General features: G+C 58.2%; 12 protein-coding genes. 7 read left to right on the top strand and 5 right to left on the bottom strand.

Features of this window, described 5'->3' with window-relative positions; all coding sequences use genetic code 11:
• The first annotated feature begins 4 nt into the window (after positions 1 to 4).
• Together gmhB and AB4O12_RS21710 are read left to right on the top strand one after the other, a co-directional pair.
• Positions 5 to 544, top strand: coding sequence for a D-glycero-beta-D-manno-heptose 1,7-bisphosphate 7-phosphatase (gene gmhB, locus AB4O12_RS21715; RefSeq protein ID WP_164488352.1), 540 nt, complete (start codon positions 5 to 7; stop codon positions 542 to 544).
• Between the two features lie 84 nt (positions 545 to 628).
• Positions 629 to 1408, top strand: a complete 780-nt coding sequence (locus AB4O12_RS21710; protein ID WP_041476517.1) for a lysophospholipid acyltransferase family protein — start codon at positions 629 to 631, stop codon at positions 1406 to 1408.
• 170 nt (positions 1409 to 1578) lie between these two features.
• Here AB4O12_RS21710 and AB4O12_RS21705 read toward each other — a convergent pair whose 3' ends face one another.
• On the bottom strand, positions 1579 to 3114 hold the full coding sequence (locus AB4O12_RS21705) for a sensor histidine kinase (protein WP_460059719.1): 1536 nt from the start codon (positions 3112 to 3114) through the stop codon (positions 1579 to 1581).
• A gap of 164 nt (positions 3115 to 3278) precedes the next feature.
• On the opposite strand from AB4O12_RS21705, the gene AB4O12_RS21700 reads away from it, so the two are divergent.
• Positions 3279 to 3998 carry a response regulator transcription factor gene (locus tag AB4O12_RS21700; RefSeq protein ID WP_073470814.1) on the top strand — a complete coding sequence of 240 codons (720 nt, stop codon included), beginning with the start codon at positions 3279 to 3281 and terminating at the stop codon, positions 3996 to 3998.
• A 57-nt stretch (positions 3999 to 4055) separates the two neighbouring features.
• On the opposite strand, the gene gyrB is transcribed toward AB4O12_RS21700, so the two are convergent.
• The 4 genes from gyrB to dnaA are packed head-to-tail and all read right to left on the bottom strand — an operon-like array spanning position 4056 to position 10263.
• Positions 4056 to 6473, bottom strand: coding sequence for a DNA topoisomerase (ATP-hydrolyzing) subunit B (gyrB, locus tag AB4O12_RS21695; RefSeq protein ID WP_024014948.1), 2418 nt, complete (start codon positions 6471 to 6473; stop codon positions 4056 to 4058).
• A 5-nt stretch (positions 6474 to 6478) separates the two neighbouring features.
• Positions 6479 to 7582, bottom strand: coding sequence for a DNA replication/repair protein RecF (gene recF / locus AB4O12_RS21690; RefSeq protein ID WP_056791117.1), 1104 nt, complete (start codon positions 7580 to 7582; stop codon positions 6479 to 6481).
• A 14-nt stretch (positions 7583 to 7596) separates the two neighbouring features.
• Positions 7597 to 8700, bottom strand: coding sequence for a DNA polymerase III subunit beta (gene dnaN, locus AB4O12_RS21685; RefSeq protein ID WP_016772390.1), 1104 nt, complete (start codon positions 8698 to 8700; stop codon positions 7597 to 7599).
• 39 nt (positions 8701 to 8739) lie between these two features.
• On the bottom strand, positions 8740 to 10263 hold the full coding sequence (gene dnaA, locus AB4O12_RS21680) for a chromosomal replication initiator protein DnaA (RefSeq protein ID WP_024014947.1): 1524 nt from the start codon (positions 10261 to 10263) through the stop codon (positions 8740 to 8742).
• A 566-nt stretch (positions 10264 to 10829) separates the two neighbouring features.
• Between dnaA and rpmH the strand changes: the two genes are divergently transcribed.
• From rpmH to yidC, 4 genes are read left to right on the top strand one after another with little or no spacing between them, the layout of a single operon-like run.
• Complete coding sequence (rpmH, locus tag AB4O12_RS21675) at positions 10830 to 10964, top strand: 50S ribosomal protein L34 (RefSeq protein ID WP_003213577.1); 135 nt, start codon at positions 10830 to 10832, stop codon at positions 10962 to 10964.
• 16 nt (positions 10965 to 10980) lie between these two features.
• A complete protein-coding gene (rnpA, locus tag AB4O12_RS21670; RefSeq protein WP_024014946.1) occupies positions 10981 to 11382 on the top strand; it encodes a ribonuclease P protein component in 402 nt (133 codons plus the stop codon).
• The gene (gene yidD, locus AB4O12_RS21665; protein ID WP_027901580.1) at positions 11375 to 11620 is read left to right on the top strand and encodes a membrane protein insertion efficiency factor YidD; all 246 of its coding nucleotides are present in this window, start codon (positions 11375 to 11377) and stop codon (positions 11618 to 11620) included. The genes rnpA and yidD overlap by 8 nt, the downstream gene beginning before the upstream one ends.
• A 2-nt stretch (positions 11621 to 11622) precedes the next feature.
• Positions 11623 to 13302, top strand: coding sequence for a membrane protein insertase YidC (gene yidC / locus AB4O12_RS21660; RefSeq protein ID WP_041476523.1), 1680 nt, complete (start codon positions 11623 to 11625; stop codon positions 13300 to 13302).
• The last annotated feature ends 67 nt before the right edge of the window (positions 13303 to 13369 follow it).

The following is a 13369-nucleotide window of genomic DNA, read 5'->3' as shown; positions in this document are numbered from 1 at the left end:
GGGATTGCTGTTGAAACTGCTGATTCTCGATCGTGACGGCGTGATCAATTACGACTCCGATGCCTACATCAAGTCGGTGGAGGAGTGGATCCCGCTGCCCGGCTCGATCGAAGCGATCGCGCAGTTGAGCAAGGCCGGCTGGACGGTGGCGGTGGCCACCAACCAGTCGGGCATTGCTCGCGGCTATTACGACCTCGCCACCCTCGAGGCCATGCACGCGCGCCTGCGCGAGCTGGTCGCGGAGCAGGGCGGTGAAGTCGGTTTGATCGTGTATTGCCCGCATGGCCCGGATGAAGGTTGCGATTGCCGCAAACCGAAACCGGGAATGCTCAAAACCATTGCCGAGCATTACACGGTGCCGTTGACCAACGTCTGGTTCGTCGGCGACAGCCTTGGTGACCTGGAGGCCGCCAAAGCCGTCGATTCACAGCCAGTTTTGGTGAAGACCGGGAAAGGCGAAAAGACTCAGGGTAAAACCCTGCCGGTTGGCACCCTGATTTTTGACGATCTGGCGGCGATTGCCGCAGAACTTATCCACAACTAGAGTACTTCTGAATTTCCTGGCCAGGGATTGCTCGGGAGTGCGCTTGAACAGTCGGGGCATTGCCCCGTAACGGTAACCGTCGCCATGTCGATACTGCGGGCCTTCAGAATCTTTGTTTTTTACCTGCTGCTGGGCACAACAGCGTTGCTGTGGTGCAGTCTGAGCTTTTTCATCGCGCCGTTTCTGTCCTTCAAGGCGCGCTATCGTTTCATCAACGTGTACTGGTGCCGTTGCGCCCTGTGGCTGACCAAGGTTTTCCTTGGCATCCGCTACGAAATCAAAGGCGCGGAAAACGTGCCTGACCGGCCCTGCGTGATTCAATCGAACCATCAGAGCACTTGGGAGACCTTCTTTCTCTCCGCTTATTTCTCGCCATTGAGCCAAGTGCTCAAGCGCGAATTGCTCTACGTGCCGTTCTTCGGCTGGGCCATGGCAATGCTGCGCCCGATCGCCATTGACCGCGACAACCCGAAGGCCGCGCTCAAACAAGTCGCGGCTAAAGGCGACGAGCTGCTCAAGGACAACGTCTGGGTGCTGATCTTTCCCGAAGGCACACGAGTCCCCTACGGCACTGTCGGAAAATTCTCTCGCAGTGGCAGTGCGTTGGCGGTGAATGCGGCGCTTCCGGTGCTGCCGATTGCACACAATGCCGGCAAATTCTGGCCCAAAATCGGCTGGGGCAAACAGGCCGGAGTGATCACCGTGGTCATCGGCGAACCGATGTATGCCGAAGGCAGCGGGCCGCGCGCCATCGCTGATCTGAATGACCGTGTGCAGGCGTGGAACGAGAAAACCCAGCGTGAAATGGGCTCGCTGCCACCGGCGCCACAGGCACCGGCAGCGAGTGACCAGCTGGCTGTCTGAATTTTGTGGATAACCTGTGTACGCTTTTGCTAAAAAAGACCGCAATTGTTTTCTAAATTATTGATTTTCATAGATATTTATAAATTTATGAATTGAACAAAATCCGTGCATAAGTTTTATTCGGATGTAAAAAAACCGGCCGTTATAGCCGGTTTTTTTGTGCCCCTTTTTCATTCAGCGAGCAGCGGCAACTCGATAAGGAAAGTGGTTCCCGCATCGACCACGCTACGACACTCAATCGTACCGCCATGATGATCAATCACGGCTTTGACCATCGACAAACCCAAGCCCACGCCGTCGATGCCTTGGGCCGAAGAGAAACGCCGATACTGGCTGAACAGGTCAGGCAATTCATCGGCGGCAATGCCCTTGCCCTGATCGGTCAATTCGCAGCGCAGCCACTGTCCAGCACAGCTGACCTGCAGTTGCACAGTGCTGTCTGCGGGGCTGTACTTGATCGCGTTTTCCAGCAGGTTGAACAGGGCGCGCGTCAGCAATCCCTGATCGGCCAGAATCAGCCGCTCCTGGCATTGCTCATCGACCTCGTTGAGCAGCTCGATGCGTTTCTGCTGGGCGATCGGCAACGCCTGATCGAGCACATCCAGTACCAGCATGGCGAACAATGTCGGGCGGAACTGGTAGGTTTCGGATTCAGCCCGCGCCAACAAGACAAAACCATCAGTCAGATCCAGCGCGCGGCGCACCTGACGCTCAATCTGCTCGAACAGCGGCGCATCAGCACCCGCCTGGTGACCATGCACATCCAGCAGGGCGAGGATCGCCGAATGGGGGGCGCGCAGGTCGTGGGAAAGAAAACGCAGCAGGACGCCGCGCTGCTCCTCAGCCGCACGCTCGGCACTCAAGTCCGTCAGGCTGAGCAGCCAACCGATCGGCGTATCGCCGTCGACCGGCAGCAGCGCCGCTCTTTCCAGGCGCAGACTGCGCTCCTTGTGATCGCGAAATTCCAGCAGCGGCAGGGTGGCCAGCGGCGGTCGCGGCGCTGTGGATAATTCCGGATAGCCGAGCCGTGCCAGTTGATCGAGCACGTCATCGCCCACCAGCGGATCCTCGAACAACTCGCGCGCCTTGCGATTGCCCAGCAGGATCTTGCCCAGCGGATCACTGATCAGCGTCGCCACCGGCAGGTATTCCAGGCCATCGGCAATGAACCGCCGGGTGTCGCGGGTGCGGCTCATGGCTTGTTCGAGCGCCATGATCTGGCCCTGCAAACGGTCGGCACCGGTGAAGCGGGTCCGCCGACGTTCAGGGAAGACTTTCGGTTCGCTGTCCAGACGTGCCAGCTCCCAGCCGAAATACGTCAACACAACACTCAAGCGTCGCCAGTTCCAGATCAGGTAACCGAACAACATCCCCAGGGCTGCTGGCGTTGGCGACCACCAGTAGCGGACTTCGGCCAGCAGGGCGCTGGCGATCAGCGCACAGGCCATACCGACCAAGGTTACCCACAGCGCCCAACGCGGCCGCCACAGCAACAATCCCAGCACACCCGCGACCATCGCCACGGACAACAGAGCGCCGGGCGCTGGCGACAGATTGTGCAGATTGATCTGGGCGCGATAAGACAACAAGGCAGTCAGCGGCAACAGCACTAGACTTATCCACAACCACTCGCGCACCAGCCGCCGGAACAGACGCTGGACCTGGCTCGGCTCACGACTTTCACGTCGGCGTTGAGGGTTACGCATGAGGCAAAGGGCAGGGCAGTGGATAGGGTTTCATAGGTCTCTGGTCGGAGGCGTAGACCCGAAGAATCATAGCGGACGTCGACCACCGACGGGCTGCTTCTTTCATCGCGGCCGGGGAGTCGCTATTGTCGACATCCCAGCCCCAGCGACAAGGAACACCGCCGATGCGCGTTGCCATTCTGGACGACGAACCCGCCGAACTGCGCCGGGTCGAGCAAACCCTGGAGCAAATGGCCGAAGCGGGCGAGCAGCCGTGGTCGCTGCACAGCTTCGAGCGCGGCGAAGACTTGTTGCGCCAGTTGCGCCGGGAAACCTTCGACCTGTTGATTCTCGATTGGCAACTTCCTGATCTCACGGGCCTGGCACTGCTGCGCTGGACCCGCGAACACATGGACGCGCCACCTGCGGCGATCATGCTCACCAGCCGCGACGGCGAAAGCGATATCGTTCAAGCCTTGAATGCCGGGGCCGACGATTATGTCAGCAAGCCGTTTCGCCCGAATGAGTTGAAGGCGAGGGTGGCAGCGGTACTGCGTCGGCATAGCCAACCGCGCAGCGCGGCGGGCGAAATACAGACGTTTCACGATCTGACTTTCGACGACGCCGAACTGACCGTCACCCGTGAAGGCAAACCGATCCTCATGACCGAACGCGAATACCGCCTGGCGCGCTGCCTGTTCAGCAACCTGGGGCGGCCATTGTCGCGGGATTACCTGTACGAGCGCTTCTGGCCGAACGAGGAGACAACTTCTTCGCGGCCACTGGATACGCATATCTACCGATTGCGCAACAAGCTCGGGCTGACAGCGGATCGGGGTTGGCAGTTGCTGACAATTTATGGGTATGGGTATCGGTTGGAGAGTGTCGGCACTGGAAATGAGTGAGGCCAAAAAAAACCCCGGCATTGGCCGGGGTTTTTCATGAGCGGGTAGCAATCAGGATCAGAAATCCAGGTTGGAAACCGCCAGTGCGTTGCTCTCGATGAAGTCTCGGCGAGGTTCGACCGCATCACCCATCAGGGTGTTGAAGATCTGGTCTGCACCGATGGCGTCTTCGATGGTGACTTTCAGCATGCGCCGCACGCTTGGGTCCATGGTGGTTTCCCACAGCTGATCCGGGTTCATTTCGCCCAGACCTTTGTAGCGCTGGATGGTGTGGCGCTTGGTGCTTTCGGCCATCAGCCAGTCGAGGGCTTCCTTGAACTCGGTAACGGCTTTCTTGCGTTCGCCACGCTGGATGTACGCGCCTTCATCGAGCAGGGTGCTCAGTTGCGCGCCCAGAGTGACAACGGTTTTGTAGTCGTTGCTGCCGAAGAAGTCGCGGTTGAAGGTGACGTAGTTCGACAGGCCGTGGGAGATCAGTTCGACCTCTGGCAGCCAGACGCCACGTTCGCGATCCTCACGCAGGCTGGCCTTGTAGACCAGGCCGGACTTCTCGTTGGTGCGCAGACGGACTTCATACTGCGCCAGCCACTCTTGCATCGCCGCGTGGTCGCCCAGGGTTTCCAGACTGACGGCCGGCAGATAGATGAAGTGCTCGGTCAGCTCCTGTGGGTACAGGCGCGACAGACGCTTGAGGGTCTTCATCACCATGCGGAAGTCGTTCACCAGACGTTCCAGCGCTTCCCCGGAAATGCCCGGGGCTTCTTCGTTCAGGTGCAGGCTTGCATCTTCCAGGGCCGACTGCGTCATGTACTCTTCCATGGCGTCGTCGTCTTTGATGTATTGCTCTTGCTTGCCTTTCTTGACCTTATACAGCGGTGGCTGGGCGATGTAGATGTAGCCACGCTCGATCAGCTCGGGCAACTGACGGAAGAAGAAGGTCAGCAGCAGGGTACGGATGTGCGAACCGTCGACGTCAGCATCGGTCATGATGATGATGTTGTGATAGCGCAGCTTGTCGATGTTGTACTCTTCGCGACCGATGCCACAGCCCAGCGCGGTGATCAGCGTGCCCACTTCCTGGGACGAGATCATCTTGTCGAAACGCGCTTTCTCGACGTTGAGGATCTTGCCCTTCAACGGCAGGATCGCCTGGGTCTTGCGGTTACGTCCCTGCTTCGCAGAACCGCCCGCGGAGTCACCCTCCACCAGGTACAGTTCGGACAGCGCCGGGTCTTTTTCCTGGCAGTCGGCGAGCTTGCCCGGCAGACCGGCGATGTCCAGCGCGCCTTTGCGGCGGGTCATCTCACGGGCCTTGCGCGCGGCTTCACGGGCACGGGCGGCGTCGATCATCTTACCGACCACCAGCTTGGCTTCGTTCGGGTTTTCCAGGAGGAAGTCGGAGAAGTATTTGCCCATCTCCTGTTCCACCGCAGTCTTCACCTCGGAAGACACCAGCTTGTCTTTGGTCTGCGAGCTGAACTTCGGATCCGGCACTTTCACCGAGATGATCGCGGTCAGGCCTTCACGGGCATCGTCGCCGGTGGTGGCGACTTTGTGCTTCTTCGCCAGACCTTCCTGCTCGATGTAGTTGTTCAGGTTACGCGTCAGCGCCGAGCGGAAGCCCACCAGGTGGGTGCCGCCGTCGCGCTGCGGAATGTTGTTGGTGAAGCACAACAGGTTCTCGTTGAAGCTGTCGTTCCACTGCAGGGCGATTTCCACGCCGATGCCGTCTTCACGCTGGATGTTGAAGTGGAACACCTGATTGACCGCAGTCTTGTTGGTGTTCAGGTATTCAACGAACGCACGCAGGCCGCCTTCGTACTTGAACAGCTCTTCCTTGCCGCTGCGCTCGTCCTTGAGGACGATGCCGACACCGGAGTTGAGGAAGGACAGTTCACGAATGCGCTTGGCGAGGATGTCCCAGCTGAAGTGAATGTTCTTGAAGGTTTCGCTGGAAGCCTTGAAGTGGATCTGGGTACCGGTGGTTTCGCTGTCGCCAACGATGGCCATCGGTGCCTGAGGAACGCCGTGGACGTAGGTCTGTTCCCAGATCTTGCCACTGCGGCGAACGGTAAGGACCAGTTCTTCGGACAGCGCGTTCACCACCGACACACCTACGCCGTGCAGACCGCCGGATACTTTGTAGGAGTTGTCGTCGAACTTACCGCCAGCGTGGAGGACGGTCATGATGACCTCTGCGGCGGAAACGCCTTCCTCTTTATGCACGTCTACCGGGATGCCACGACCGTTGTCTTTAACGGTGATGGATTCGTCCGGGTGAATGATGATGCTGATGTCGTCGCAATGGCCGGCGAGGGCTTCGTCGATCGAGTTGTCGACCACCTCGAACACCATGTGGTGCAGACCGCTGCCATCGTCGGTGTCACCAATGTACATACCGGGACGTTTGCGTACGGCATCCAGGCCTTTCAGCACTTTAATGCTCGTTGAGTCGTACGTATTTTCTTCGCTCAATGCCTTCACTCCCGATGGTCGTGGGTCTGGGTGATACGGCCCTGTTCCACGTGGAACAAAGCGACTGGCGTTTCCGTCTGCCAGCCTTCCCTCAGTAATTCGTGATCTACACAGGTGATAAACACCTGGCAGCGTAAGTCTTCCAGCAAGCGGCATAGCGCGCGACGGTGGCTCTCGTCCAGCTCGGACGGCAAGTCATCCACCAGATAAATACACTGTCCGCGACGGGCCTGGCTGACCAGGTGCCCTTGGGCAATCCGCAGTGCACACACCACCAACTTCTGCTGACCCCGGGACAAAATGTCCGCGGCATTGTGTGCGCCCAATCTGAGACGCAAATCAGCTCGTTGCGGTCCGGCCTGGGTGTGCCCCATCTGCTGGTCCCGTTGTACGGAAGCGGCGAGTACGGCGCTCAATTCGCGGTCCTTGTCCCAGCCTCGGTAATAGCTGAGCGTCAAACCCTCGAGCTCAACCAGTTCGCTCAAGGTCTGTTCGAAGACCGGTTTCAAGGCTGTGATGTAAGCGCGGCGGTATTCATCGATTTCAGCGCTGGCCTGGCACAGTTCCCTGTCCCAAACCGCTTGCGAAACGGCGTCAAGTGTACCATGCCGCAGCCAGGAGTTTCTCTGGCGCAGCGCCTTCTGCAAACGCTGCCAAGTGGCCATGAAACGCGGTTCGACGTGGAACACGCCCCAGTCGAGAAACTGCCGGCGAATCTTCGGTGCGCCTTCCAGCAGACGGAAGCTGTCCGGGTTGATCAACTGCAGCGGCAGGATCTCCGCCAGCTGCGCAGCGCTACGGGCGTTCTGGCCGTCGATGCGAATCTGGAACTCGCCCTGACGGTCGCGGGAAATCCCCAGCGCACTGTGTCCGCCTTCAGCCAGTTCAACCTGACCGAATACGGTACAGGCGAGCTGTTCGTACTGAATGACAGGCAACAGCCGCGTACTGCGAAACGAACGGGCAAGCCCCAGCAGATGAATGGCTTCCAGAACACTGGTTTTGCCGCTGCCGTTGGCGCCGTAAAGAATGTTGATGCGGGGGGAGGGGGAGAAGGTCACCGGGTGCAGATTGCGCACCGCGGTGACCGAAACACGACTTAACGACATTCAGGATCAGCTGATTACAGACGCATCGGCATGACAACGTAAGCCGAATCGTCATTGTCGGACTCTTGCACCAGCGCACTGCTGTTGGAGTCGGACAGGATCAGGCGAACCTGCTCGGTGGTCATCACGCCCAGCACGTCGAGCAGGTAGCTGACGTTGAAGCCGATCTCCAGCGAGCCGCCGTTGTATTCAACGCCCACTTCTTCTTCCGCTTCTTCCTGCTCCGGGTTGTTGGCCTGGATCTTCAACTGACCGCTGGCCAGTTGCAGACGGATACCGCGGTACTTCTCGTTGGACAGAATCGCGGTACGGCTGAACGCTTCACGCAACGCCTGACGATCGCCGAGTACCAGCTTGTCACCCCCTTTCGGCAGGACGCGCTCGTAATCCGGGAATTTACCGTCGACCAGTTTCGAGGTGAAAGTGAACTCGCCCGTGGTGGCGCGGATGTGGTGCTGGCCGAGGACGATGCTGACATTGCCATCCGGCTCGGTGAGCAGACGCGCCAGCTCAAGGATACCTTTGCGCGGCACGATCACCTGATGGCGATCCGGCTGACCGATATCGGCCTGCATCGAGCACATCGCCAGACGGTGTCCGTCGGTGGCCACGGCGCGGATCACACCAGCGGAAACTTCCAGCAGCATGCCGTTGAGGTAGTAACGCACGTCCTGCTGGGCCATGGCGAAGCTGGTGCGTTCGATCAGACGACGCAGTTTGCTTTGCTCCAGGCTGCAGGTCAGCGAGCCCGGGCCTTCTTCGACGGTCGGGAAATCGTTGGCCGGCAGGGTCGACAGGGTGAAGCGGCTACGGCCGGCCTTTACCACCAGCTTCTGCTCGTCGACCTTGATGTCGATCAGCGCATCGTTGGGCAGGCTTTTGCAGATATCCATCAGCTTGCGCGCCGGCACGGTGATGGAACCGGTTTCGGCCGGCTCTTCGAGTTGCACACGACCGACCAGCTCGACTTCCAGGTCGGTACCGGTCAGCGACAGTTGCTGGCCTTCGACGACCAACAGCACGTTGGACAGTACCGGCAAGGTCTGTCGGCGCTCGACGACGCCTGCGACCAGTTGCAGGGGTTTCAACAGGGCTTCGCGTTGAATGGTGAAATGCATGGTCTAGTCCCTTGCCTTAATAAGCTGCGCTGGTGTTCATCAAGTGGTCAGTGTACGCAGCAGGTTCTTGTAGTCCTCGCGGATGTCCGCGTCGGATTCCTTAAGTTCGTTGATCTTGCGGCAGGCGTGCAGCACGGTGGTGTGGTCGCGGCCGCCAAACACATCGCCGATTTCCGGCAGGCTGTGGTTGGTCAGTTCCTTGGACAACGCCATGGCCACCTGACGCGGACGAGCCACCGAGCGCGAACGGCGCTTGGACAGCAGGTCGGAAATCTTGATCTTGTAATACTCGGCGACGGTGCGCTGAATGTTATCCACAGAAACAAGTTTGTCCTGCAACGCCAGCAAGTCTTTCAGGGATTCGCGGATCAGCTCGATGGTGATGTCGCGGCCCATGAAGTGCGAGTGGGCGATTACGCGTTTCAGCGCACCTTCCAGCTCACGGACGTTGGAGCGAATGCGCTGGGCAATGAAGAATGCGGCATCGTGAGGCAACTCGACTTTGGCCTGATCGGCCTTCTTCATCAGGATCGCCACGCGGGTTTCCAGCTCAGGCGGCTCGACCGCAACGGTCAGGCCCCAGCCGAAGCGGGATTTGAGGCGTTCTTCAAGGCCTTCGATTTCTTTCGGGTAGCGGTCACTGGTGAGAATGACCTGCTGACCACCCTCAAGCAGCGCGTTGAAGGTGTGGAAAAACTCTTCCTGGGAACGCTCCTTGCGGGCGAAGAACTGAATATCGTCGATCAGCAAGGCATCCACCGAACGGTAGAAACGCTTGAATTCGTTGATGGCGTTCAGTTGCAACGCCTTGACCATGTCGGCCACGAAGCGCTCGGAATGCAGGTACACGACCTTGGCATTCGGATTCTTCTTTAATAGATGGTTGCCCACCGCGTGCATCAAGTGGGTTTTACCCAGGCCGACGCCACCATAAAGGAACAGCGGGTTATAGCCGTGCTTGGGATTGTCCGCCACCTGCCAGGCCGCTGCACGGGCTAGCTGGTTGGATTTACCTTCAACGAAGTTTTCGAAGGTGAACGTGCGATTCAGGTAACTGGTGTGCTTGAGCGCACCTTCTACCTGCACGGTGCGCTGCTCCGCGCGAACCGGGGCCTGCTGCGAAGCGGCGCCGGCCATCGGGTCGAAGCTGTCGCGGGAAGGTTCTTCGCTGACTTCAGCGGCCTTCTGTGTGGAACGTTTGGCCGGAGCAGGGGCTGGCGTCGGTGCCGGATTGCTCGCTGGCACATTATTGGCCTGCGCCTGAGCAACCTGCGCGGCCGCCAGCGGCGCATTGGGTGCGGCACGAGGTGCCGAGCTGCGCTTGCTGCCTATTAACAAGGACAGCGCCGGCGTCGAGCCATTGCCGTGCTCATCCAGCAGTTCAAGAACGCGGCCCAGGTACTTTTCGTTGACCCAGTCCAGCACGAAACGATTCGGTGCGTAGACGCGCAACTCGTCGCCTTCGGCTTCGACCTGTAGTGGACGGATCCAGGTGTTGAATTGTTGGGCAGGCAGCTCTTCGCGCAAAAGCTCCACGCACTGCTGCCAAAGTTCCACTGACACGGATATCCCCTAAGTTGAAAGCCGGTGAGGCAAAAACAAGCGGCCATTGTAGCGGCGAGCGGTTCACTTATCCACATGCAGGTAGGTCCATCGCCATCATTTATCAATGCGTTAACGCATTAAAAGGCGACCAACGGCACATGAATAAGCCCTGTGGATAAACGCCTCTGAGGGCACTGGACAACTGGGGGTTAAACCCGGTGGATAACCAGCCTGTGGATAACAAGCCCTTTCACACACAGCTTTTCCGATAGCGCAGCACAGGCTGAACACGGTTTTCCACTGTAGTTGTCATTCTCTGTACACCCCGAAGAATAAGGCCCCATGGCAGTTATCCACAGAAGATGGCGTGTCTAGCTTTTACAAGCTTTACAGAAAAGCTTTAAATAATTCCCTTCTTTATTTCTATATCTGGCTGACAGGCTTTCGAGCTCAAACCCTGCCCTGATCTATTTATAAGGAAACGCTGGTTGGAAATTGACCTGAGGGCTTGCTTTCTCTAGAATCCCCGGTCTCTTAAAACGGGGGCCATTCCGGCCCGTTGTGGACGAACCAGGTAACACGACATGAAACGTACTTTCCAACCAAGCACTATCAAACGCGCTCGTACCCACGGTTTCCGTGCTCGCATGGCTACCAAGAACGGCCGCGCAGTCCTGTCGCGTCGTCGCGCCAAAGGTCGTGCGCGTCTGGCAGTTTGATAATCCGGTACTGGAGGTGAGTCAGGACTTCAGTCGGGAAAAGCGTCTGCTTACCCCCCGGCATTTCAAGGCAGTCTTTGACTCCCCTACCGGCAAGGTTCCGGGGAAAAATCTCCTGCTCCTTGCACGCAACAACGATCTTGATCACCCCCGTCTCGGGCTGGTTATCGGGAAAAAGAGCGTAAAGCTCTCCGTTGAGCGCAATCGCCTTAAACGTCTGATGCGCGAATCGTTCCGTCTGCACCAGGATTCACTGGTCGGCTGGGACATCGTTATCGTCGCGCGCAAAGGTTTGGGTGATGTAGAAAACCCCGAATTGATTCAGCATTTCGGCAAACTCTGGAAGCGTCTGGCACGCAACAAGCCCGTTCCGGCAGTCAAAACCGAAACTGTAGGGGTAGACAGTACCGATGCGTAAACTGGCCCTCGTTCCGATCCAGTTTTATCGCTATGCCATTAGTCCTTTAATGGCCAGCCACTGTCGCTTCTACCCCAGTTGTTCCTGCTACGCGTATGAAGCCATTGAAAATCATGGCCTTCTGCGCGGTGGCTGGCTGACCTTTCGTCGTTTAGGTCGCTGTCATCCGTGGAATCCCGGTGGTTATGACCCGGTTCCACCTGTCCCTACCTCCCGTTCTTCTTCGATGGCCGAGTAATCATGGATATCAAACGCACGATCCTGATCGTCGCCCTGGCAATCGTGTCCTACGTCATGGTTCTTAAATGGAACCAGGATTATGGCCAGGCTGCCCTGCCGACTCAGAATGTTGCTTCCAGTACGACTACATCCGGTTTGCCGGACACCGCCACTGGCACAAATGCTGCCAGTGACGATATTCCGCGCGCCGCCAGCGATACCAGCGCACCTGCCGAAACGCCGGTCGCCGCCAGCAAGGATCTGATTCAGGTCAAGACCGATGTGCTCGATCTGGCGATCGATCCACAGGGTGGCGACGTTGCGCAACTGACTCTGCCTTTGTATCCACGTCGTCAGGATCGTCCTGACGTTCCGTTCCAGCTGTTCGATAACGGCGGCGAACGTGTATATCTGGCGCAAAGCGGTCTGATCGGTACCAACGGCCCGGATGCAAACCCGGCCGGTCGTCCGGTTTATTCCTCGGAGAAGAAGGTTTACCAACTGGCTGACGGTCAGGATCAACTCGTCGTTGACCTGAAATTCAGCAAGGACGGCGTCAACTACATCAAGCGTTTCACCATGAAACGTGGCCTGTACGACGTCGCTGTCTCCTACATTGTGGATAACCAGAGCGCTCAGCCCTGGAACGGCGCAATGTTTGCCCAGTTGAAGCGCGACGCCAGCGCTGATCCTTCGTCGACCACGGCTACTGGCACCGCGACTTACCTGGGCGCCGCCCTGTGGACAAGTTCCGAGCCGTACAAGAAAGTGTCGATGAAGGACATGGACAAGGCGCAGCTCAAGGAAACCGTCACCGGTGGTTGGGTAGCCTGGCTGCAGCACTACTTCGTGACTGCGTGGATTCCGGCCAAGGGCGAGAACAATATCGTCCAGACCCGTAAAGACAGCAAAGGCAACTACATCATCGGTTACACCGGTCCGACTCTGACCGCTGCTCCAGGTGCAAAAGTTGAAACCAGCGCTGTGCTGTACGCAGGTCCGAAAAGCCAGGCTGTGTTGAAAGAGTTGTCCCCAGGTCTGGAACTGACCGTCGACTACGGCATTCTGTGGTTCATTGCCCAGCCGATCTTCTGGCTGCTGCAACATATCCACGCCATTGTCGGTAACTGGGGCTGGTCGATCATCTTCCTGACCATGCTGATCAAAGGGATCTTCTTCCCGCTGTCGGCCGCCAGCTACAAATCGATGGCGCGCATGCGTGCCGTGGCTCCGAAACTGGCTGCGCTGAAAGAGCAACATGGCGATGACCGGCAGAAAATGTCGCAGGCCATGATGGAGCTGTACAAGAAAGAGAAGATCAATCCACTGGGCGGCTGCTTGCCGATCCTCGTGCAGATGCCGGTCTTCCTGTCGCTGTACTGGGTTCTGCTGGAAAGCGTGGAAATGCGCCAGGCGCCGTTCATGCTGTGGATCACTGACCTGTCGATCAAGGATCCGTTCTTCATTCTGCCGATCATCATGGGCGCAACCATGTTCATCCAGCAGCAGCTGAACCCGACGCCTCCGGATCCGATGCAGGCGAAGGTCATGAAAATGATGCCAATCATCTTCACCTTCTTCTTCCTGTGGTTCCCGGCGGGCCTGGTACTGTACTGGGTTGTGAACAACTGCCTGTCGATTGCACAACAGTGGTACATCACGCGTAAGATCGAAGCGGCGACGAAAAAAGCCGAGGCGTAACTTGCACTGTGGATAACACCACTCAAAGCGCCCCCTAGTGGGGCGTTTTGCTATCTGCCACTTTTGT

This window comes from Pseudomonas sp. S2_A05, assembly GCF_054668485.1.
This window is presented reverse-complemented; position numbering and strand designations above follow the sequence as displayed.